At 68.1% G+C, this 21376-nt stretch carries 21 protein-coding genes and 1 tRNA gene; 14 read left to right on the forward strand and 8 right to left on the reverse strand.

The window, feature by feature from the left end:
* Positions 1-83: 83 nt before the first annotated feature.
* The 4 genes from RCP80_RS00845 to RCP80_RS00860 form a co-directional block, all read right to left on the reverse strand.
* The gene (locus tag RCP80_RS00845; RefSeq protein WP_308480541.1) at positions 84-845 is read right to left on the reverse strand and encodes an SDR family NAD(P)-dependent oxidoreductase; all 762 of its coding nucleotides are present in this window, start codon (positions 843-845) and stop codon (positions 84-86) included.
* Positions 846-901: 56 nt separating this feature from the next.
* Positions 902-2080 carry an acyl-CoA dehydrogenase family protein gene (locus RCP80_RS00850; RefSeq protein WP_308480542.1) on the reverse strand — a complete coding sequence of 393 codons (1179 nt, stop codon included), beginning with the start codon at positions 2078-2080 and terminating at the stop codon, positions 902-904.
* Positions 2077-3072: a phosphotransferase family protein gene (locus RCP80_RS00855; protein WP_308483046.1), complete on the reverse strand. Its 996-nt coding sequence runs from the start codon at positions 3070-3072 to the stop codon at positions 2077-2079. The genes RCP80_RS00850 and RCP80_RS00855 overlap by 4 nt, the downstream gene beginning before the upstream one ends.
* Positions 3073-3154: 82 nt before the next feature.
* Positions 3155-3901 (reverse strand): alpha/beta fold hydrolase, encoded by a 747-nt coding sequence (locus tag RCP80_RS00860; RefSeq protein ID WP_308480543.1) that lies wholly within the window; start codon positions 3899-3901, stop codon positions 3155-3157.
* Positions 3902-4019: 118 nt separating this feature from the next.
* On the opposite strand from RCP80_RS00860, the gene RCP80_RS00865 reads away from it, so the two are divergent.
* From RCP80_RS00865 to RCP80_RS00885, 5 genes are all read left to right on the forward strand, one after another.
* Positions 4020-4724: a response regulator transcription factor gene (locus RCP80_RS00865; protein WP_308483047.1), complete on the forward strand. Its 705-nt coding sequence runs from the start codon at positions 4020-4022 to the stop codon at positions 4722-4724.
* Positions 4702-6207: a sensor histidine kinase gene (locus RCP80_RS00870; RefSeq protein WP_308480544.1), complete on the forward strand. Its 1506-nt coding sequence runs from the start codon at positions 4702-4704 to the stop codon at positions 6205-6207. The genes RCP80_RS00865 and RCP80_RS00870 overlap by 23 nt, the downstream gene beginning before the upstream one ends.
* Before the next feature lie 44 nt (positions 6208-6251).
* A complete protein-coding gene (locus RCP80_RS00875; protein WP_308480545.1) occupies positions 6252-7508 on the forward strand; it encodes a bifunctional glycosyltransferase family 2/GtrA family protein in 1257 nt (418 codons plus the stop codon).
* Positions 7505-9463 carry an ArnT family glycosyltransferase gene (locus RCP80_RS00880; protein WP_308480546.1) on the forward strand — a complete coding sequence of 653 codons (1959 nt, stop codon included), beginning with the start codon at positions 7505-7507 and terminating at the stop codon, positions 9461-9463. The genes RCP80_RS00875 and RCP80_RS00880 overlap by 4 nt, the downstream gene beginning before the upstream one ends.
* Positions 9464-9525: 62 nt before the next feature.
* Entirely contained in the window at positions 9526-11403 is a 1878-nt protein-coding gene (locus tag RCP80_RS00885) for an alkyl/aryl-sulfatase (RefSeq protein WP_308480547.1), read from the forward strand.
* Between the two features lie 10 nt (positions 11404-11413).
* Here RCP80_RS00885 and RCP80_RS00890 read toward each other — a convergent pair whose 3' ends face one another.
* Complete coding sequence (locus tag RCP80_RS00890; protein ID WP_308480548.1) at positions 11414-11989, reverse strand: TetR/AcrR family transcriptional regulator; 576 nt, start codon at positions 11987-11989, stop codon at positions 11414-11416.
* 92 nt (positions 11990-12081) lie between these two features.
* Here RCP80_RS00890 and RCP80_RS00895 point away from each other — a divergent pair, with 92 nt between their 5' ends.
* Positions 12082-12690, forward strand: a complete 609-nt coding sequence (locus RCP80_RS00895; protein WP_308480549.1) for a histidine phosphatase family protein — start codon at positions 12082-12084, stop codon at positions 12688-12690.
* Here the strand turns inward: RCP80_RS00895 and RCP80_RS00900 are convergent.
* Complete coding sequence (locus RCP80_RS00900) at positions 12687-13025, reverse strand: LapA family protein (protein ID WP_308480550.1); 339 nt, start codon at positions 13023-13025, stop codon at positions 12687-12689. The two genes, RCP80_RS00895 and RCP80_RS00900, sit on opposite strands and share 4 nt — an antisense overlap.
* A 105-nt stretch (positions 13026-13130) precedes the next feature.
* Between RCP80_RS00900 and RCP80_RS00905 the strand changes: the two genes are divergently transcribed.
* The 5 genes from RCP80_RS00905 to RCP80_RS00925 are packed head-to-tail and all read left to right on the forward strand — an operon-like array spanning position 13131 to position 17258.
* A complete protein-coding gene (locus RCP80_RS00905; RefSeq protein WP_308480551.1) occupies positions 13131-14075 on the forward strand; it encodes an ABC transporter substrate-binding protein in 945 nt (314 codons plus the stop codon).
* Between the two features lie 7 nt (positions 14076-14082).
* Entirely contained in the window at positions 14083-15198 is a 1116-nt protein-coding gene (locus tag RCP80_RS00910) for an ABC transporter ATP-binding protein (RefSeq protein WP_308480552.1), read from the forward strand.
* A 2-nt stretch (positions 15199-15200) separates the two neighbouring features.
* The gene (locus RCP80_RS00915) at positions 15201-15881 is read left to right on the forward strand and encodes an ABC transporter permease (RefSeq protein WP_308480553.1); all 681 of its coding nucleotides are present in this window, start codon (positions 15201-15203) and stop codon (positions 15879-15881) included.
* Positions 15878-16660: an ABC transporter permease gene (locus RCP80_RS00920; protein WP_308480554.1), complete on the forward strand. Its 783-nt coding sequence runs from the start codon at positions 15878-15880 to the stop codon at positions 16658-16660. The genes RCP80_RS00915 and RCP80_RS00920 overlap by 4 nt, the downstream gene beginning before the upstream one ends.
* A gap of 4 nt (positions 16661-16664) precedes the next feature.
* Positions 16665-17258 (forward strand): putative glycolipid-binding domain-containing protein, encoded by a 594-nt coding sequence (locus RCP80_RS00925; protein WP_308480555.1) that lies wholly within the window; start codon positions 16665-16667, stop codon positions 17256-17258.
* Here the strand turns inward: RCP80_RS00925 and RCP80_RS00930 are convergent.
* Entirely contained in the window at positions 17224-18165 is a 942-nt protein-coding gene (locus tag RCP80_RS00930) for a prephenate dehydrogenase (RefSeq protein WP_308483048.1), read from the reverse strand. The two genes, RCP80_RS00925 and RCP80_RS00930, sit on opposite strands and share 35 nt — an antisense overlap.
* Before the next feature lie 94 nt (positions 18166-18259).
* Between RCP80_RS00930 and RCP80_RS00935 the strand changes: the two genes are divergently transcribed.
* The 3 genes from RCP80_RS00935 to RCP80_RS00945 all read left to right on the forward strand — a co-directional run bounded on the left by RCP80_RS00935 (position 18260) and on the right by RCP80_RS00945 (position 19500).
* Positions 18260-18784: a tRNA adenosine deaminase-associated protein gene (locus RCP80_RS00935; protein WP_308480556.1), complete on the forward strand. Its 525-nt coding sequence runs from the start codon at positions 18260-18262 to the stop codon at positions 18782-18784.
* Entirely contained in the window at positions 18781-19242 is a 462-nt protein-coding gene (locus tag RCP80_RS00940) for a nucleoside deaminase (RefSeq protein WP_308480557.1), read from the forward strand. Before RCP80_RS00935 ends, RCP80_RS00940 begins: the two co-directional genes overlap by 4 nt.
* 167 nt (positions 19243-19409) lie before the next feature.
* Positions 19410-19500, forward strand: a tRNA-Ser gene (locus RCP80_RS00945).
* Between the two features lie 226 nt (positions 19501-19726).
* Here the strand turns inward: RCP80_RS00945 and RCP80_RS00950 are convergent.
* Complete coding sequence (locus RCP80_RS00950; RefSeq protein WP_308480558.1) at positions 19727-21073, reverse strand: Fic family protein; 1347 nt, start codon at positions 21071-21073, stop codon at positions 19727-19729.
* Positions 21074-21376: the final 303 nt, after the last annotated feature.

Consider the following 21376-nt stretch of genomic DNA (forward strand, 5'->3'; position numbering starts at 1 on the left):
CAGTTGTATTTTGAGCCAGAAACTGCGCCCACCGCGCAAAAGTGCGAGAAGCACTCCCGCTCAGCGCAGCGTCAACGAAACACTCAGGTGATGGTGATCCCACCGTCGACGGCAATCGTCTGGCCCACCACATAGCCACCGGCCGGCGACGCCAGCCACACCGCGGTGGCGGCCAGTTCGGCCGGATCGCCGGTGCGGCCCAGCACCACGCGGGGCATCTGCGAGTCGAGGTAGCCCGGCTTGTATTCATCGGTCATCTCCGAGAGGAAGAATCCCGGAGCCAGGGCGTTGACGCGAATTCCCTTGCGGCCGCCCCATTGCTGGGCCAGGTCCCGGGTCATACCGATGACCCCGGCCTTGGAGGCCGCGTAGGCCGCCTGCGGCAGCTCGGCGGTGGTGATCCCGAGGACGCTGGAGATGTTGATGATCGAGCTACCGGGTCCCATCACCCGGCCGCAGGCCTGCGCCATCCAATACGAGCCGTTGAGGTTGACGTCGATCACGTTGCGGAACTCGTCGGGGGTCTCGCGGGTGGCGGGCACCGCGGTGCCCACGCCGGCGTTGTTGATCAGCACGTCGACACGGCCGAACTTCTCCATCGCGGCGTCCACCAGGGCCTGGCACTGCGCGGGGTCGCTGACGTCGGTCGCCACCGACAGTGCCCGCCGGCCCGTCTTCTCGACCAAAGCCGCGGTGTCGGCCAGCTTTTCGACCCGCCGCGCACCGAGCACGACGTCGGCGCCGGCCTCGGCGAACGCCTGGGCGAACGACACTCCGAGCCCCGACGAGGCGCCGGTAACGATGACGACCTTGTCGTCGAGTTTGAACGAATCGAGAACAGTCATGGAATTTCCTCGCTCCTCCTCGGGGCTCGTACCTCGCCCCGCATTGTCGACTCGGCTCATTTGGGATCCCTCAATACTTGGCGGGCGATGGCGTACTTGTGCACTTCGGTCGGTCCGTCATAGAGCCGGAAGGCGCGGATGTCGGAGAAGATCATCCCGACCGGGGTTTCATCGGAAATACCCATACCGCCGAGGATCTGCACGCAGCGGTCGGCGACCTTGAACAATTCCTCGGAGACATAGGCCTTGACCATGGAGCTTTCGTGGCGGCCCTTGGCGCCGCCGTCGAGTGTCCAGCAGGCCCACCAGATCGCCAGCCGGCATTGCTGCAGGGCGATCTCGTTGTCGGCGATCATGAAGCTCACACCCTGGTGTTCGCCCAGCGGCTTGCCGAAACCCGTTCGGGTGCGGGCGTGTTCGATCGCGATGGCCTGGGCCCGCGACGCCGCGCCGAGCCAGCGCATGCAGTGCGTCAGCCGGGCCGGGGCCAGCCGCAGTTGGGCGTAGCGCAGCGCCTGTCCCACCTCGCCGAGCACCGCCGACGCCGGCAGCCGCAGGTCGTTGAACACGACGACGCCGTGGCCCTCGACGTAGTTGCGGTCCATGGTGTTCATCACGCGTTCGATCTCGATGCCCGGGGTCTGGCCGTCGCACAGGAACAGCGTCGGCCCGTCGGCACCGTGCTCGTTGGGCGCGACCCGGGCCATGATGATCCAGCTCCGGGCACCGTTGGCGCCGGTGATCAGCCACTTGCGGCCGTTGATCACGTAGTCGGTCCCGTCGAAGACGGCCTCGGTGTTGAGCTGGTTGGGGTCCGAGCCGGCGCCGCCGGGCTCGGTCATCGCGAACACCGAACGCTGCCGCCCGTCGATCACCGGGACCAGGAACTTCTCCACTTGCTCCGCGTTGGCGATCTTCGACAGCAGGAACATGTTGCCCTCATCGGGTGCCGCGCAGTTCAGCGCGACGGGGCCCAGGGTCGACCAGCCGGCCGCCTCGAACAGCACCGCCTGCTCGATGTGGGACGGCTCCCGGCCGCCGAATCGGCTGGGCGCCTGGAAGGTCAGCAGTCCGGCCGCCCGCGCCAGCTCCACCATCTCGGTGCGCAGCTCCTCGGTGGGGCCGTGCCGGGTAAGCCGGGGATCGGTCTCGTAGGGAACTATCGTCTCGGTGACGAACGCGCGGATTTCGTCCCGCAGGGCCGCCAACTCGTCGGAGATCGCGAAGTCGATCACTGTGCACCGTCCATCAATCGTTGGGCTCTTTCGAATAGGAGAAGCGTCGCGGCGTGCAGGTGGTCTCCGACCTCCTTGGGGGCCAGGCCGGCCCCGGCGCGCGCATGGGTGCCCTCCAAGATGATGCCGAGCTTGAAGCAGGCCAGCACTCCGTACCAGTTGATGTTGCTCAGGTCCCGCGTGGTGTTCTGCGCGTAGCGGTCGATCATGTCCTGGGGCGTGCACAACCCGCCGGCCCGGCTCAGGGCGTGGTCGAGGACGTCGCCGCCGCCGTCCTGCCAGGTCGCCACCAGCCAGCCGAGATCCAGCAGCGGATCGCCGATGGTCGACATCTCCCAGTCGACGATCGCGACCAACTCGGGTCCGGTGTGCGAGAACATCACGTTGGCGGCGTGATAATCGCCGTGCATGATCCCGGGTTGCCAGTCCTTCGGCAGGCGTTCCTGCAGCCAGCGCGCCACGCCGTCGACGTCGCCGATGTCGGGGCCCGGATAGTTCTCGATCTTCGAGTAGGACTCCAGTTCCGAAAGCCACCGCGGCACCTGGCGTTCCAGGAAGCCGTCGGGCTTGCCGTAGTCGGACAGGCCCACCGCGACGTGGTCGACGGCGCCGAGCTTGGCCAGCGAGTCGGCCATCGACAGACCCATCTGGAACCGGATGGCCGGATCGGAGGCGTGCAGTTCGGGCAGTTCGGCCCCGGCGTTGAAGCCGTCGATGGGTTCCATCAGGTAGAACACGGCGTCACCGAGCACCGCGGTGTCCTCGCACACCGCGATCAGCCGGGGGTGCGGGACGTCGGTGCCGGCGAGCGCGGCGAGCACCTTGGTTTCCCGCAGGATCACCTTGTTGCTGATGGGCCGCAGATGCTGGGGTCCGCGCCGGAACACATACGGTCGGCCCGCGCGCTCGAATCGCAGCATGATGTTCTGGGTGCCGCCGGTGATCTCGGTGATGTTTTCCAGCGGGCCCTCGCCGAGGCCGTGCGCGGTCATCCAAGCAGTGACTTTTTCCTGGTCCTCCACGAGGCTCAACCTACCGGGGGGTTGGTTGGCGGGGCCGAGGGGTCCATCGGCCTCAGTCCAGGGAATCCCAGAACCGCGTGAGCACCTCGGCGGCCCGGTCCGGGTCTTCGAGCATCCACCAGTGCCCGAGTCCGTCCAGCACCTCGATGCGCGCTCCGGCCCGTGCGGCGGCGCGGCGCTTCATCTCCGCGGAACCGACAAAGGGGTCCTCGGTCGCCAGGATCGCCAGCCCGGGTTTGGCCGCCGCATTCGGGAGGCTCCGACCCGCCTCGGCCAGCACCGGCTGGGCCGCCGACCGGTACAGCGCCAGGATCGCCGTACCCATCTCCGGGGTCTGCCCCAGCGCCAACTCCGCGGCGACGTCGGCGGGGATTCCGAGCGCGGTGTTGCGTTCGGCGCGCTCGGCGGCGTCGCCCGCCAGCATGGCCGCGACGAAGTCTTCCCCGGCGCCGGGTGTCTGCCAGATCTGCGCCATGTCGTGCCAGACGTAGTCGGGGTCGAAGAGTCCGATGACGTCGGTGGTCCAGCTGCGGACCAGCTCCGGCCGGTGCATGACGACGTTGACGACGTGCCCGCCGCCCCAGTCGTGGCCCACCAGATCGACCGGCCCGTCGATCGCGACCAACTCGGTGGCCAGCCAGTCGCGGTAGGCCTCGTGGGTCGCGGGAAAGCCGTCGGGCAGTGGGGCGCCGAACCCCGGCGGCGACAACGCGATCACGTCGTCGCGCCTGAGTCGCTCGCGCAGCGGTTGCCAAATGGCGGGGGTTTCGGGGTTGCCGTGCACCAGTACGACCGTCACCGGGCCATCCTGACACGAATGCTTCTCACAGCGGGCGCACAGGATCTGCATAGGGTTGGCCCATCGCGGGGCGGGATACTGGACTGCCATGGCGTCTTCAGGAGCCGAGCGGGTCGTGATGCGGCGAGCCGACGGCAGCCCCATCAGTGTTCTTGTCGTCGACGACGAGCCCGTGCTCGCCGAGATGGTGTCGATGGCGCTGCGCTATGAGGGCTGGACGATCACCAGCGCGGGCGACGGCGGCAGCGCCATCGCCGCGGCCCGCACGGCCCGCCCCGACGTCGTGGTCCTCGACGTGATGTTGCCCGATATGAGCGGCCTTGACGTGCTGCGCCGGCTCCGGGAGGCCAATCCGGCCCTGCCGGTGCTGCTGCTCACCGCCAAGGACGCAGTCGAGGATCGAATCGCGGGTCTGACCGCCGGCGGCGACGACTATGTGACCAAGCCGTTCAGCATCGAAGAGGTGGTGCTGCGACTGCGCGCGCTGCTGCGCCGCACCGGGGTGACCACCGAGGACAGCGGCGCTCAGCTGGTTGTCGGAGACCTGGTGCTCGACGAGGACAGCCACGAGGTGACGCGCGGCGGCGACCCGATCACGCTGACGGCCACGGAATTCGAGCTGCTGCGCTTCATGATGCGCAATTCCCGGCGGGTGCTGTCCAAGGCGCAGATCCTCGACCGGGTGTGGAGCTACGACTTCGGCGGGCGGTCCAACATCGTCGAGCTCTACATCTCCTATCTGCGTAAGAAGATCGACCACGGTCGCGCGCCGATGATCCACACCCTGCGGGGGGCGGGGTATGTCCTCAAGCCGGCCGCCTGAACAGGGCTGGCGTTCGCCGGGCCGCTGGTCGTTGACGGCGCGCCTGGTGGTGGGTCAGGTGCTGCTGTTGGCCCTGGTGTGTATCGGCATCGGGGCCGCCACCGAACTGGCGCTGCGTCAGTATCTGATGACGCAGCTCGACCACAGTCTCAATGACTCCTCGCGCCGCTCGGCGATGATGGCCGGCCTCCCGCCCCCGTCGCCGCCCCCGGGCGTGCGCCCGTTCCGGCAGCCCGGTCCGGGACCGGACTTTCTGGACGCGCCCGGTCAACCGGTGGGCCTGATCGCCGCGGTGCATCGATTCGACGGTGCGGTGACGGCCGGGGTGCTGACCACTACCGGCGGGCGCGGTGCCTTGTCGCCCACGGCGATTCAACAACTGGCTGCAGTGGAGCCAGGCGCCGCCCCGGTCACGGTGGACCTCGACGGCGTGGGTGACTACCGGTTGGTCGCGACCGGCAGCCGCGTCGGCGACGTCATCGTCACCGGGATACCGATGGCCGAGGTCAACGACACGATGCTGCGGGTCCTGCTGATCTTCGCGGTGGTGGCGGCCGCGGCGGTGCTGGCCGCGTCGACCCTGGGCATCGTGATCACTCGGCGCGCGCTGGCGCCGCTGAACCGCGCCGCGGCCACCGCGCGACAGGTGGCGCATCTGCCGTTGGACCGCGGCGAAGTGGAGCTGCCGGTTCGGGTGCCGGAGGCGGATACCAACCCGAATACCGAAGTGGGGCAGATGGGTTCGGCGCTCAATCGCATGCTCGACCACATTTCCACGGCGTTGTCGACGCGGCAGGCCAGCGAAACCCGGGTGCGCCAATTCGTCGCCGACGCCAGCCACGAACTGCGCACCCCATTGACGGCGATCCGCGGCTACACCGAACTGGTGCAGCGGCGGCGAGACGAGTTGCCCGACGAGGTAGCGCACGCCATCGGCCGGGTGGCGTCCGAGTCCGAGCGGATGACCAACCTGGTCGAGGATCTGCTGCTGCTGGCGCGGCTGGATTCCGGTCGTCCGCTCGAGCGCGCCCCCGTCGACCTGTCCCATCTGGCTATCGACACGGTGGCCGACGCGCACATCGCAGGCCCCGAGCACCAGTGGAATCTGGATCTGCCCGACGAACCGGTGGTGGTGCTCGGCGACGACGCACGACTGCGCCAGGTGCTGGCCAACCTGCTGGCCAATGCGCGCGTGCACACCCACGCCGGTACGACGGTGACCGTCGCACTCCACGATTCGGGCGCCGAGGCCGTGGTGCGCGTCAGTGACGACGGGCCGGGTATCCCCGCGGACCTACAATCCGAGGTGTTCGAACGATTCGCCCGCGGCGACTCGTCGCGCTCCCGCAACGGCGGCGGCACCGGGCTGGGGCTGGCGATCGTGGCCGCCGTCGTCAGGGCCCACCACGGCAGCATCGCGGTGCGTAGCGTGCCCGGCGACACCGAATTCACCGTTCGGCTGCCGCTCACAGCCGGCACCTAGGTTGTGCCCACATCCGGCCCATCTCCGCACCCGAGGATCAGGGTATGACCATCGCTGTTGACTTCGGCGCCGATCCGATTCGACCCAAGCCGATTGCGGTGGGCGAGGCCGCGCGGCGCAGAATCCCGGTGCTGGATGTGGTGGTTCCGGTTCACAACGAGCAACGTGCGCTTGCCGATTCGGTTCGCAGGCTGCACCGGCATCTGAGCGAACAGTTCCCGTTCTCCTTCCGGATCAGCATCGCCGACAACGCCAGCCTCGACGCTACGCCCCAGATCGCCGCTGAACTGGCCGTCGAATTCGACGAGGTGCGGGTGTTCCGACAGGAGCAGAAAGGGCGCGGCGGGGCGCTGCACGCGGTGTGGTCGACCTCCGATGCGCCGGTCCTGGCGTATATGGACGTCGACCTCTCGACCGATTTGGCGGGCCTGCTCCCGCTGGTGGCCCCGCTGATGTCCGGGCACTCGGATCTCGCGATCGGCACCCGACTGTCCCCCCGGGCCCAGGTGGTGCGCGGGCCCAAGCGCGAAATCATCTCGCGCTGCTACAACTTCATTCTGCGCTCGACGCTGACGGCCAGATTCTCCGACGCACAATGCGGCTTCAAGGCCATCAGGTCCGATGCGGCGCAGGCCCTGTTGCCGCATATCGAGGACACCGAGTGGTTCTTCGACACGGAACTGTTGGTGCTGGCCGAACGATGCGGACTGCGGATTCACGAGGTTCCGGTCGACTGGGTCGACGACCCCGACAGCCGCGTCGACATCGTCGCGACCGCGATGGCCGACCTCAAGGGCATCGCCAGGCTGGTGAGGGGGTTCGGCTCCGGTGCGATCCCGGTGGCGGCGATTGCCCGGCAGTTCAACCGGTCGCAGCAGGATTCCACTCCGAGATCGCTACTGCGCCAAGGCGTTTACTTCGCCACCGTCGGAACCGTCAGTACCGTCGCCTACCTGCTGCTCTACCTGGCATTGCGGAACGGACTGGGCGCGCAGGGGGCGAATCTGGTGGCACTTCTGCTGACGGCGATCGGTAACACCGCGGCCAACCGGCGGTTCACCTTCGGGGTACGCGGACGGGCTGGGGTGGCGCGGCATCAGTTCGAGGGGCTGTTGGTGTTCGCCATCGGCTTGGTCCTGACCAGTGGGGCGCTGGCCCTGTTGTACGCCGGGGGCGAACCTTCCCGGGCCGTCGAACTCGTCGTCTTGGTCGCGGCCAACCTGTTCGCCACGGTGGTCCGTTTCGTCCTGCTGCGCGGCTGGGTCTTCCACCCGCGCCGCACCCGGGGGGCCGCCCAGTGATCACCGGCGAGCCGACCGCGCCAGCCGATGGGGAAGTCCATGCGGGCGCCGAGGAGCCCGCCGTCGGCACCCCCCGCTGGCAACGCCCGGCGCTGCTGGCCCTGCTCTCGGGCACCGCGGCGCTCTACCTGTGGGCGCTGGGGTCGTTGGGCTGGGCCAACGAGTTCTACGCCACGGCGGTGCAGGCCGGGACGCAGAGTTGGACCGCCCTGTTGTTCGGCTCTCTGGACGGCAGCAATGCGATCACCGTCGACAAACCACCGGCCGCGCTGTGGGTCATGGGTCTGTCGGGCCGGCTGTTCGGATTCAACCCGTGGAGCATGCTGGTCCCGCAGGCCCTGATGGGCGTTGCTGCGGTCGCCCTGCTGTATGCCGCCGTGCGCCGCACCTCCGGGCCGGGCGCGGGATTGCTGGCCGGTACCGCGCTGGCACTGACGCCGGTGGCGGCGTTGATGTTCCGGTTCAATAACCCCGATGCGCTGCTGGTCCTGTTGCTGGTGGCCGCGGCCTATTGCGTGCTGCGTGCACTCGACGCCGACCGTGCGCGGTCAACGCGGTGGATCGCTCTGGCCGGCGTCGCGCTTGGCTTCGCCTTCCTGGCCAAACTGCTGCAGGTATTTCTGGTGGTGCCGGCGTTGGTCCTGGTGGTCCTGGTGGCGATGCCCGGCGGGGCCTGGAAGCGCATGCGCGACCTTCTCGTCGGCCTGGTGGCAATGGTGGTCTCAGGCGGCTGGTTCGTGGCGCTGGTCAGTCTGTGGCCCGCCGACTCACGTCCCTACATCGGCGGTTCGACAGATAACAGTCTGCTGCAGTTGACCCTGGGGTACAACGGAATCGGTCGTATCCTCGGTGGCGACGGAAACCCCACCCTCGGCAGTGGCCCCGGAGTTTCTGGTCCGGGCCCGGGCGGCCCCGGTGGCCCCGGCGGGCCCGGCGGGCCCGGGGGCGTGGCATTCGGCGGCCACCCCGGGTGGTCGCGGATGTTCGGCGAGTCGATGGGAACCGAGATCTCCTGGCTGCTGCCTGCCGCGCTGATCGGCCTGCTGGCCGGGCTGTGGTTCACCCGCCACGCGCCCCGCACCGACCTGAACCGCGCCGCCCTGCTGGTGTGGGGCGGCTGGACCGTGGCCACCGTGGTGGTATTCAGCTACATGAAGGGGATCATGCATCCCTACTACACCGTTGCACTGGCCCCGGCCATCGCCGCGTTGGTGGCCATCGCGGTGCGAGAGTTGTGGCGCAACAGGATGTTTCGTAGCACACGGGTGCTGCTCGCAGCGATGCTGGCGGCCACCGGAGCATGGAGTTTCGCGCTGCTTGATCGGACACCGGACTGGCAGCCGTGGCTGCGTTGGACGGTGCTCTTCGGATCCGTGGTGATCGCGGCTCTTCTGATGCTCGATGCTTGGTTACGACGCGGCTATTCGGTGGCCGTCGGCGTGGCAGCGTTGATACTCGGTCTGGCACCCACGGCCGCCTACACCGTGGAGACCGTGCTGCAGCAACCTGGCGGCCCGATCCCGACCTCGGGACCGGCTCGTTTATCCGGACCGGGCGGACCAGGCTTCCCGGGCGGTCCGCCCGGACCGGGTGACCTGGCCTCCGTGCGGGTGGAGTCTTTGCTGGCCGCCGCCGACAACCGGTGGGCCGCGGCCACAGTCGGATCACATGTGGCGGGCACCCTCATGCTGGCGACCGGTGCTCCCGTCATGGCTATCGGCGGATTCAGTGGCGGCGACCCCTCGCCCACGCTTGAACAGTTCAAACAGTATGTGCGCGCCGGTCAAGTGCGCTATTTCATCGCTGCCGAGTTCCCGGGTGGCCCAGGTATGCCCCCAGGTCCGCCGCCCGGCTTTGGCGACGCGGGCACCGGACCCGAGATCACCGAATGGGTAGAGGCCAACTTCGGCGCCGAGCAGATCGACAAGATGTCGGTCTACGACCTGCAGAACTGAACTGCCGAGGAAGGGGCCCCAAACAGCAACCGCGAGCCCGGTCACCGCGAGACACTGAGCCCATGAAACCTCAGGCACCGGCCCCGAGCATCGAGGCCGCCCACCGCGAGCACCTCGGCACGCTGCCGTTCGAGGACACCCGGGATTTCGAGGACGCGGACCGGGGGTTCCTCGGCGCGCTCGAACCCTGCGTGGTCCGCGCGGCCGACGGGCGGGTGGTGTGGGACAACGACAGTTACGGCTTCCTGGCCGGCGAGGCGCCACCCACGGTGCACCCGAGCCTGTGGCGGCAGAGCCGACTGTGCGCCAAACAGGGCCTCTACGAGGTGGTCGAGGGCATCTACCAGGTCCGCGGCCTGGACCTGTCGAACATCACCTTCGTCGAATCCGACACCGGCATCATCGTCATCGATCCGCTGGTGTGCACCGAGACCGCCGCCGCGGCCCTAGCGCTGTACCGCGCGCATCGCGGCGATCGGCGGGTGATCGCGGTCATCTACACCCACAGCCACGTCGACCATTTCGGTGGCGTGCTCGGCGTGACGACCCAGGCCGAGGTGGACGCGGGCCGGGTGGCGGTGCTCGCACCCGCCGGTTTCACCGAACACGCCGTGCAGGAGAACATCTACGCGGGTACCGCCATGGCCCGCCGCGCGGGCTACATGTACGGCGCGGCGCTGGACCGCGGACCGCACGGCCAGGTGGGCTGCGGTCTGGGCCAGACGCCGTCCACCGGCGAGGTCGCGCTGATAGTCCCGACGCTCGACATCACCACCACCGGTGAAACGCACAGCATCGACGGCGTGGACATCGAGTTCCAGATGGCGCCGGGCACCGAGGCGCCGGCCGAGATGCATTTCTACTTCCCGCAATTCCGGGCCCTGTGCATGGCCGAGAACGCCACCCACAACCTGCACAACCTGCTGACGTTGCGCGGGGCGCTGGTACGCGATCCGCACGGCTGGGCCGGCTATCTCACCGAGGCGTTGGACTCCTTCGCCGGGCGCACCGACGTCGTGTTCGCCTCCCATCACTGGCCGACCTGGGGCCGGGACCGCATCGTGGAATACCTTTCGCTGCAACGAGATCTGTACGCATACCTGCACGACCAGACACTGCGACAACTCAATCAGGGCTACACCGGCATCGAGATCGCCGAGCACTTCGAGATGCCGCCGGCGCTGCACAGGGCCTGGCACACGCACGGCTACTACGGCTCGGTGAGCCACAACGTCAAGGCGGTCTACCAGCGCTACATGGGTTGGTTCGACGGCAATCCCGCGCGGCTGTGGGCGCATCCGCCCGAGGCCATCGGCCCCCGCTATGTCGCGGCCATGGGCGGTGTCGACCGGGTCGTCGAGATCGCGCAGCAGGCCTTCGATGACGGTGACTTCCGGTGGGCGGCAACGTTGTTGGATCACGCGGTGTTCACCGATGCCGAGCATCGCGGTGCCCGGGCGCTCTACGTCGCCACCTTGCAGCAGCTGGCCTACGGCTCGGAGAACGGACCGTGGCGCAACTTCTTCCTGGCCGGGGCCACCGAGCTGTCCGACGGCAACTTCGGCACGCCCACGCAAGCGGCCTCCCCCACCATGCTCGCGCAACTCACCCCGGAGCAGGTCTTCGATGCGCTGGCGATCAGCGTCAACGGTCCCCGGGCGTGGGACCTCGACCTGACGTTCGACGTCACCTTCGGTGATCTGGGCGTCAACTATCGGCTCGCGCTGCGCAACGGCGTGCTGGTGCACCGGAAGGTGCCGGCCGAACCGGCCACTGCGACAGCCACCTTGACGGTCGCCGCCAAGGCGCGCCTGTTGGCCCTTGCCGGCGGTGACCTGAGTTCACCGGGCCTGGGGATCGACGGCGACACCCAAGCGCTGCAACGGTTCATCGAGGTGCTCGACCGGCCCGACCCGGCCTTCAACATCGTGACGCCCTGAGCGCTCGGGTCTAGCGTGCGCCGATGCCGCGCAGGCAGAAGTTCACCACATGCGCGATGTCGCGCGGCGTCGGCCGCTGACCGGCACCGAAGTAGCGCCGCATGGTGCCCGTGGTGCACTGGAACACCAGCTCGGCGTCCAGGGGCGGGCGCCCCAGCGCCGCAATGGGTTCGGCGAGCAGGTCCCGCATCGGCGCCATGATCGCGCTGTTGGCCACATTGCGGTTGGCCGAGGCCGACATCTGAGCGGTGGTGGCGCGGCTGGTGCTGAGCAGATCCGGGTCGGCCACCTGCTCCAGCACGCCCTCGATCCAGCGCGCGATCTTCTCGGTCGGCTCGGACTCCTGCGCCATCTGACGTTCCAGCGAGGCCACGGTCAGCGCGACCCCGCGCTCCATCACCGCGACGAACAACTCGTCCTTGCTGGCGAAGTACCGGTAGAACGCCTTGTTCGACGAGTTCGCCTCGGCGACGATATCGCTGACCCGGGGCGTGGCCGGGGCCACCCGTTGCATCACCTCGACCGCGGCGCCGAGGATGCGCTCGACCTCGTCGGTCACCTGATCGGCACCGCTGTGTTCGGTCATCGTCTGCTCACCACCCCGGGGTCCGCGCACGCACGGGCTTTATGGTTGCACGGGCGAACGAGCGCCCCTGGACCGAGCGGAGGTTGATCGGGATGCAACTGCTCCTCATCCGACACGCCCTGCCGCACCGCAGCGAGCACGGCGACGGTTCGGATCCCGAGCTGGCCGACGCCGGCCGGGAGCAGGCACGGCGGTTGCCCGAGGCGCTGGCGCGCTTCCCGCTGGCGCGGGTGATCAGCAGCCCGCAGCGCCGCGCCATGCAAACCGCCGAACCGGTGGCGACGGCGCGGGGCCTCGAGATCGAGGTCGAGGCGCGGCTGGCCGAGTACGACCGCGACATGGCGGGTTACGTGCCCATCGAGCAGCTGCGCAGCGAGCGGCCCGAGGACTGGGCCAGGATGGCCAACGGTCATCTGCCCGACGGGGTCGACGAGGCCGAGTTCCGCGGCCGGATCAGCGCGGCGGTGACCGACATCGTCGCGGCCGCGGAGCATGAGCACACGGTCGCGGTGTTCAGCCACGGCGGCGTCATCAACGTCTTGTTGCACGAGATTCTGGGGACCCGGCGGCTGCTGTCCTTCCCGATCGACTACGTGTCGGTGACCCGGCTGCTGTTCTCCCGCTCCGGGCAGGCGAGCGTCGATGCCATCAACGGCACCGAGCACGTCTGGGATTTGTTGCCGCGCACCAATCGGCGCTAGCCGGAACCGAGCTTCAGATTGCTCCTGGCCGCCCGCCGCAGCTGGAACATCCGCACCGCGCCCACGGCGACGGTGATCAGCCCGCCGGCCACCGCGGCGAACAGGATGGCCACCCCCAGCGGCAGCGTCCAGTGCCAACCGAGGAAGGCGAACGCCACCGATGTCGTGTTCTGCGCGATGAAGATCAGCAGCACGATCAGGATCAGGAAGCCCAGGATCAGCGCCGTCCACAGCGCGGCGGCCTTGGTGAATTTCGCTTCGGCGCCCGGCCCGTACGCCGCCCCCGCCGGCGGCGGCAGGTCGGGTGACGGCGGCACACTCGGATCGCTGCTCATACCGCCATCTTTGCCCTTTCGGGCAAAGAAGCAAACAGCTTTGCGGTGTGTTCCCGCTGAACCAAACGGCTCCACAGTCGACGGTGGCCCGTTAGTGTCGGCCGAATGACCCCGCCGACGCGTCGTTGGGCCGCGGTTCTGGTTTGCGTGCTGGCGTTCCTGGTGCCGGCCTGTGGCAGCTCCAACCCGCTGGGCGGCGGCAGCGCCTCCGGTGACCTGAAGTCGGTGGTCGTCGGTTCGGCCGACTTCCCCGAGTCGAAGATCATCGGCGAGATTTACGCCCAGGCGTTGGAGGCCAACGGATTCACCGTGGGCCGGCAGTTCGGTATCGGCAGCCGCGAAACCTACATCCCCGCGTTACAGGACTACTCGATCGATCTGGTGCCCGAATACACCGGCAACCTGTTGAATTACTTCGACCCCGAGGCCACCGCCGCCACCCCGGCGGCGGTCGAGTTGGCGCTGCATCGGGCGCTGCCCGGCGGACTGGCGATGCTGACGCCCTCCCCGGCGGCCGATGTCGACACCGTCGCCGTCACCGAGGAGACCGCCCGCAAGTGGAACGTCACCAGCATCGGCGACCTGGCGGCGCACTCCGCGGAGGTCAAGTTCGGCGCTCCCTCGGAGTTCCTGACCCGCAAGGAGGGTCTGCCCGGGCTCAAGGCGATCTACGGCCTGGACATCGCGCCCGCCAACTTCATCGCGATCAGCGACGGCGGCGGTCCGGCCACGGTCCGTGCGCTCGTCGACGGCACCGTCACAGCCGCCAACATCTTCTCCACCTCACCGGCCATCGCGCAGCACAATCTGGTGGTGCTCGAGGACCCCGAGAACAACTTCCCGGCCGCCAATGTGGTGCCGGTGGTCAACGCCCAGAAGATGTCCGACCAACTCAAACAGATCCTGGATGCGGTGTCGGCCGAACTGACCACCGAGGCGCTGATCGAACTGAACACCGCGGTATCGGGCAACGCCGGTGTCGACCCCGACGAGGCGGCCCGAGAATGGGTGCGCAACCACGGCTTCGACCAGCCCCTCGGGGACCGGTGAGCCGGCCTTGATCACGTTCGAGGACGTCACCAAGCGCTACCCGGACGGCACGGTCGCCGTCGACCGGCTGACATTGCGGGTCCCCACCGGGACCCTCGCCGCCTTCGTCGGTCCGTCGGGATGCGGCAAGACGACGTCGATGCGGATGATCAACCGGATGATCGAACCGACCTCGGGCACGCTGACCGTCGACGGCCGCGATGTCGCGACCGTCGACCCGGTGAAGCTGCGACTCGGCATCGGCTACGTCATCCAGAGCGCGGGACTGATGCCGCATCAGCGGGTGATCGACAACGTCGCCACCGTCCCGGTGCTGCGCGGGCAGTCGCGCCGCAAGGCCCGCCAGCAGGCCTACGGCGTGCTCGAGCGGGTCGGCCTGGATCCCAAGCTGGCCAGTCGGTATCCCGCGCAGCTCTCCGGCGGTCAGCAGCAACGGGTCGGGGTGGCGCGCGCGCTGGCCGCCGACCCGCCGATTCTGCTGATGGACGAGCCGTTCAGCGCCGTCGACCCGGTCGTCCGCGACGAGTTGCAGGCCGAGATCCGGCGGTTGCAGGACGAGTTGCGCAAGACCATCGTGTTCGTCACCCACGACATCGACGAGGCGCTCAAGCTCGGCGATCAGGTGGCGGTGTTCGGCCGCGGCGGGGTGCTGCAGCAGTACGACCCGCCGGAGCGGCTGTTGTCGAATCCGGCCAACGACTTCGTCGCCGGGTTCGTCGGCGCCGACCGCGGCTACCGCGGCCTGCAGTTCTTCGCCGCGACCGGCCTGCCGCTGCACGACATCCGCCGCGTCGACGAGGACGGCACCGCCGCGCTGGAGCTGGCGCCCGGCGAGTGGGCGCTGGTCACCAAACCGGACGACACCCCGTACGCGTGGATCGATGCCGCGGGCGTCGCGCTGCGCCGCGCCGGCAAGTCGTTGTACGACAGCACGATCGCCGGGGGATCGCTGTTCCGGCCGGGCGGCTCGCTGCGGCAGGCCCTGGATGCGGCGCTGTCCGCGCCGTCGGGGCTGGGCGTGGCCGTCGGCGACGACGGTCGGGTCCTCGGCGGCGTGCGCGCCGAGGATGTGCTGGCGGCGCTGGCCGAACAGCGCCGCCACCGTGAGCCGCGGCAGGACTAGGCATGCGTTATCTGCTGGCGCACCTCGACACCGCCTGGGCCCTGACGGTGGTGCACCTGCGGCTGTCGCTGGTGCCGATCGTGTTCGGTCTGCTGATCGCGGTGCCGATCGGTGCGCTGGTGCAACGCACCACCACGTGGCGGCGGTTGACGACGATCACCGCCAGCATCGTCTTCACCATCCCGTCGCTGGCGCTGTTCGTGGTGCTGCCGTTGGTCATCCCGACCCGGATCCTGGACGAGGCCAACGTCATCGTCGCGCTCACGCTCTACACCGCGGCGCTGCTGGTCCGCGCGGTGCCCGAGGCCCTGGACGCGGTGCCCGACCACATCCGCGACGCCGCCACCGCCGTCGGCTACCGGCGCCGCACCCAGCTTCTCAAAGTCGAACTGCCGCTGGCGATCCCGGTCCTGGTGGCCAGCCTGCGGGTGGTCGCGGTCACCAACATCTCGATGGTGTCGGTGGGTTCGGTGATCGGCATCGGTGGGCTGGGCACCTGGTTCACCGAGGGGTATCAGGCCGACAAAAGCGATCAGATCATCGCCGGCATCATCGCGATCTTCGTGCTGGCCGTCGTCATCGACGCGCTCATCATGCTGCTGGGCCGGGCGATCACGCCCTGGGTGCGGGCCACCCGCGCGCCGCGGCGCCGGGTTATGGCCGCGAGCGGGGGGTCTGGATGAACTTCCTCTCCGAGGCGCTGTCGTTCATCTTCACCGCCGCCAACTGGGCCGGCCCGGCGGGAATGACCGCCCGCACCCTCGAGCATCTGCACTACACCGTGCTCGCCTTGCTGTTCTCGGTGCTGATCGCGGTTCCGCTGGGGATGCTCATCGGTCACACCGGCCGCGGCACGTTCCTGGTGGTGACCGGGGTCAACGCGCTGCGCGCGCTGCCCACCCTCGGCGTGCTGCTGCTCGGGGTGCTGCTGTGGGGACTGGGGCTGGTGCCGCCGACGGTCGCGCTGATGTTGCTGGGCATCCCGCCGCTGCTGGCCGGCACCTACGCCGGGATCGCCAATGTCGACGCCGGCGTGGTCGACGCCGCCCGCGCGATGGGGATGACGGAGTCGCGGGTGTTGCTGCGCGTCGAGACGCCCATCGCCCTGCCGCTGATCCTGAGCGGGCTGCGCACCGCGACCCTGCAGATCGTCGCGACGGCCACGGTGGCGGCCTACGCCAGCCTCGGCGGACTCGGCCGCTATCTGATCGACGGCATCAAGGTGCGTCAGTTCCATATCGCGCTGGTGGGGGCGCTGTTGGTGACCGCGCTCGCGCTGATTCTCGACGCCGCGTGCGCGTTGGCGGTGTGGCTTTCGGTGCCGGGTTCGGGCCGGCTGGGCCGCTGGGGTGGCCGCATGCCGCAGCCGTTGTTGAGCGATGAGGTGGCGTTGGAGTCCGGCCGCCGGCCCGGCTTAGTCGCCGACCGGGCTACGAAGCCGCGGCCTCGTCGCTTACGGTAGACGCGTGAGTGCCCCCGAGAGTGCCAAAGACAGCGCCTGGCCCGCGATCTTGACGTGGCGGGGCCACAATCTGCCGCGAATGGAATCGGTGCGGGTTCAACTGTCCGGGAACCGCATCAAGGCCTACGGCCGGATCGTGTCGGCCGCGACGCCGTCGACCCCGGCCTTCGGCGCCTCCTACGACCTGGTGACCGACGAGTCGGGGGCCACCAAGCGCCTGTCGATGACGGTGACGTTGGCCGAGCGTGAGCGCCAGCTGTCTATCGCGCGCGACGAGGAGAACATGTGGCTGGTGCAGGATCACACCGGCCAGACATCGCGGGCGGCGTTCGACGGCGCCCTCGATGTGGACGTGGTGTTCAGCCCGTTCTTCAACTCGCTGCCGATCCGCCGCACCGGGTTGCACCGGCGCAAGGACTCGGTGACGTTGCCGGTGGTCTACGTGTGGTTGCCGGAGCTCACCGTCGAACCCGTCACCATCGGGTATGCCAGCGCCGCCAGCGGTATCAAGCTGCAGTCGCCGGTGAGTCAGACCACGATCACCGTCGACGACGAGGGTTTCCCTATCGACTATCCGGGCCTGGCAGCGCGGATCTGATCACCCAGCCGGCGCGGCCGGCGGCGGCGAGTTGGTCTCGCCAGTTCTGCTCGCCGACCGCGATGCCGACGATGTTCGGGCGGGTGAAGCTGTCGTAGCTGACCCGCGCGGCGTGGCCGGCTTCCACCAGTTCTCCGACGGAGTCGTGTTCGGCCAGCGTGCGCCGCGCCGCGGTGAGCAACTCGATGGTCTGGTCCAGCAGCGGAATCAGCTCGGTGCTGTTGGCCTCACACATGGCGCGGACCAGATCCGGTGCCGTGGCCGCGACCCGGGTGCCGTCGCGGAACGAGCCCGCGGCCAACGCGAAGGCCAGCGGCACCCGGGACGCGGTGATGGCCAGCGCCTCGGCGGCCAAATGGGGCAGATGTGAGATGGCCGCGGCCGCGGCGTCGTGTTCGTCGGAACGCGCCGGCACCACGAACGATCCGCAGTCCAGCGCCAATCCCAGCACCTCGGTCCACGCCTGCGGGTCGACGTGGTCGTCGACCGTGACCACCCACGGCGTGTCCACGAACAGTTGGGCGTCGCCCGCGGCCCAACCGGAGTGCGCGGTGCCGGTCATGGGATGCCCGCCCACGTAGCGGGTCAGCAGGCCGGCGTCCCGGACGGCGTCGAGGACCGCGGATTTGACGCTGATGACGTCGGTCAGCGCATTGTCGGGGGCGGCCGCGGCGACGTGCGTCAGCATCGTGGGCAGCGCCGGCATCGGAACCGCGACGACGATCAGGGCGCCGGTCTCGGCCGCGCGCAACAACGTGGCGTCGAGGTCGTCGGAGGCGTCGAAGCCGTCGGCCTGCGCGCCCTGGACGCCCTCGATCGAACGGTTGTAGCCGAACGCCGGACGGCCCGCGTTGGTCGCCGCGCGCAGCACCGAACCCCCGATGAGGCCGAGGCCGAGCACGCACACCGGTGTCGCTGTCACGTAGTCCAGATTGGCATACCGCGGGGCCCGGCACCGACTGCCTGGTCAACCGGTACGTCTGGGACTACCGTTAGCCCGCATGGGACCCCAGCGGTCGAAGCAGGACGTATCCACCGAGGCCGCCACCCCCGACGGGTTCGGGGTGGCGGTGGTCTACGAGGACGGTAAATGGCGATGCACGGCGCTGCGGTCGAAGGCCTGGATCAGCCTGACCGCGGCCGAGACCGCGCTGCGTGAGCTGCGCGCCGCCGGGGCGGTGTTCGGGCTGCTCGACATCGACGACGAGTTCTTCATCATCGTGCGGCCCGCCCCCGGTGGGACCCGGCTGCTGTTGTCGGATGCGACGGCGGCACTCGACTACGACATCGCCGGCGAGGCGCTGGACACCCTGGATGCCGATATCGACGACGACGACCTCGAGGACTGCGACCCGTTCGGCGCCGGGGACCTGGGGGTGCTGTCGGATCTCGGGCTGCACGACGACGTGCTGGGCGCGATCCTGGCCGAGACCGACATGTACGCCGACGAGCAGCTGACCAGCATCGCGCGCGAGATGGGTTTCGCCGACGAGCTGTCGGCGGTGCTGGACCAACTCGATCGGTGAGTGCGCTCTCCGACGACGAGACGCTGATCCGGTCGGCGCTGGCCGCGGCCCGGGAGGCGGGCCCGCGCGACGTGCCGATCGGTGCCGTCGTGTTCTCGGCGTCCGGTGTGGAGCTGGCCCGCGCCGCCAACGCCCGCGAGGCGCTCGGTGATCCGACGGCCCACGCCGAGATCCTGGCGCTGCGCGCGGCCGCCGGCGTCCTCGGCGATGGCTGGCGGTTGGAGGGCGCGACCCTGGCGGTGACGGTGGAGCCGTGCACGATGTGCGCCGGCGCCCTGGTGATGGCGCGGGTCGCCCGGGTGGTGTTCGGCGCGTGGGAACCCAAGACCGGCGCGGTGGGCTCGCTGTGGGATGTGGTGCGCGATCGCCGGTTGACGCACCGCCCGCAGGTCCGCGGCGGGGTGCTGGCCGCCGAATGCGCGGCCCCCCTCGAGGACTTCTTCGCCCGCCAGCGCTGAGCCCCCACACCGCCAGCGCTGCCCCCCATACCGCGAGCCCCCATACCGCGAGCGTGCGTGTTCCCGGCCGACACGCCGGACTTTTTTCGTAGTCTGCGCACCCCCGTCATACACCGCTGCGCTCCCGCAATTAGGGCCTGCGGACCCCGACCGGTAAAGTGCCTCCCGGTGGCGTGTCCGAGCGGCCTAAGGAGCACGCCTCGAAAGCGTGTGTGGAGTAACCCTCCACCGTGGGTTCAAATCCCACCGCCACCGCCATAGCACTCCAAGCGCCCAGCATTTCGGTTAGCCCCGACGCGCTGGGCGTTTTTTCGTCGGCACGACACGCCACAGCGTCTGCGAACGACAACGCCGCGGTTGACAGCGCTCACTGCCGCGTTTGACCTAAGGCTGAGCTGAGCGCCTCGAAGAAGTACTCGATTTCAAGGGCAATGTCGCGGAACCTCGATTAAGCCAGGCCGGTGGTGGCCCGCCACGCGCGGACTCAGCTCTCCGCCGCCTTGATGCGATCAGTGAGGTCGACTGGCGCAGTCCACACAAACTCGCGCCCGATCTTGTCTCGCTCCAAGAGCATTCGGTCCTGCAATTCATAGAGATCGTTCCTCGCAGCCTGCTCCGAAACCCCGTGGCTCTTCGCGTGTGACTTGACGGTGTAGTACTCACCTGGGTGCTTGATCGCGAACTCCAGAAGCGAAACCTGTCGATAGTTGAAATTTCCGGCCGTGGGCGACAGGAGCTTTCGGGTGCTCTGGAGCTCTTCCGACTTGCGTGCCAAGTACTTGTCGAGATCGTTGAGTGCGCGCTGGATGACCTTGAGTTGGTAGATCAAGAAGTAGGTCATGTCGCCACGGTCCTGCTCAGTGAAAATGAACGATCGTGTGTACTTCGCGGGCGCCTGCTTCAAGATCCGCGAGATCGTCAAGAACTCAGAAAGCCAGTACCCTTGTTTCAGCATGCTCCAGTAGAAAAGCGCGCGTGCAGTGCGGCCATTGCCATCTTCGAAATAGTGGTCATATCCCACCATGAAATGGATTGCCAACGCGCGGACCACCGGCGGAACGTACACACCCTGACCGTCTTTCCCATTTGCGAAGTCGCATAGTTCTTGAAGTCGAGCGGGCAACTCCCCGACGGGCGGCGGTGTATGCAACACGTTGCCTTCGCCGTCGAAAACCTTCACCCTGTCATCGGGATCCGGGTTCGTCTGGATCTTCCCGGCGCTTTCGGGGGCGTCCAAGGTGTTGTAGGTGACAATCTCGTGCAGTTGGCAGATCGCGCCTGGCGTGAAGTCGACATTCCGGTTGGCGCTGACATGCTGCATCGCGAGGTAGTTGTTCATGATCATCTGCTCGCTGCGGGTAGTCGGCTTCCGGTCGTGGCGGATCATTTCCTTTGCCCGCTTGCGACTTGTGGACGCTCCTTCGAGTTGGCTGCTGGTGATCGCTTCCTCGATGAGTGAATTGATGACGTAACGGTCCTTGGTAGCCGCGTTAGTGACCTGCTCAGGAACGGCAATCTGTCCACTGGCTCGTTGCGTGACCTCATCAAGCAGTCGCAGTACCTCGTCTGGCAGGGCATAGCTGAAATTGCCCTCACTATCCAACATCCTGAGCGGAAGAGCACGCTTGATGCTGTTGCGTGCCATTCTCGTGGCCAGCCACCACTCCTCAGTCGTAACTCCCTCTGGAGGCTTGCGGTAGCGGAGTTCGTCCCAGGGAAGATACGGGTCCGTCGAGACATTGACCTCCTCGAACATGACCTTCATTAGTCGGTGTCCGCCCACGACTCTGAGAATGCTCTCGTCGGTGGGTGGCGGCATCGGCTTCTTCATAGCGGACCTCCCCTGGCGGTCTGAGCAAAAGTACACATAAAGTCAAATAAAATCAAAGCTTGACTTTCCTGCCACCTCGAGTTGGGTGTCGCTCAACTTAGCGCGGGCATCGGAGCGGCATCAGTGCAGCTACGGTTGCGGCAACCCCAGTCTAACTTCAAAGTTTGGAGTAATTTGACGATACGTTGACGTTTGAGGATGCACCACAAGATCGAAATGAAGCATGCGCTAGCTAACCTGGACCTCAGGTTGGAAGCACCCCGTGAGGAGTGGCCATCGAGGGATCTGTCGATGACGGGCTGG

This window comes from Mycolicibacterium sp. MU0053 (assembly GCF_963378095.1).
Lineage (GTDB): Bacteria > Actinomycetota > Actinomycetes > Mycobacteriales > Mycobacteriaceae > Mycobacterium > Mycobacterium burgundiense.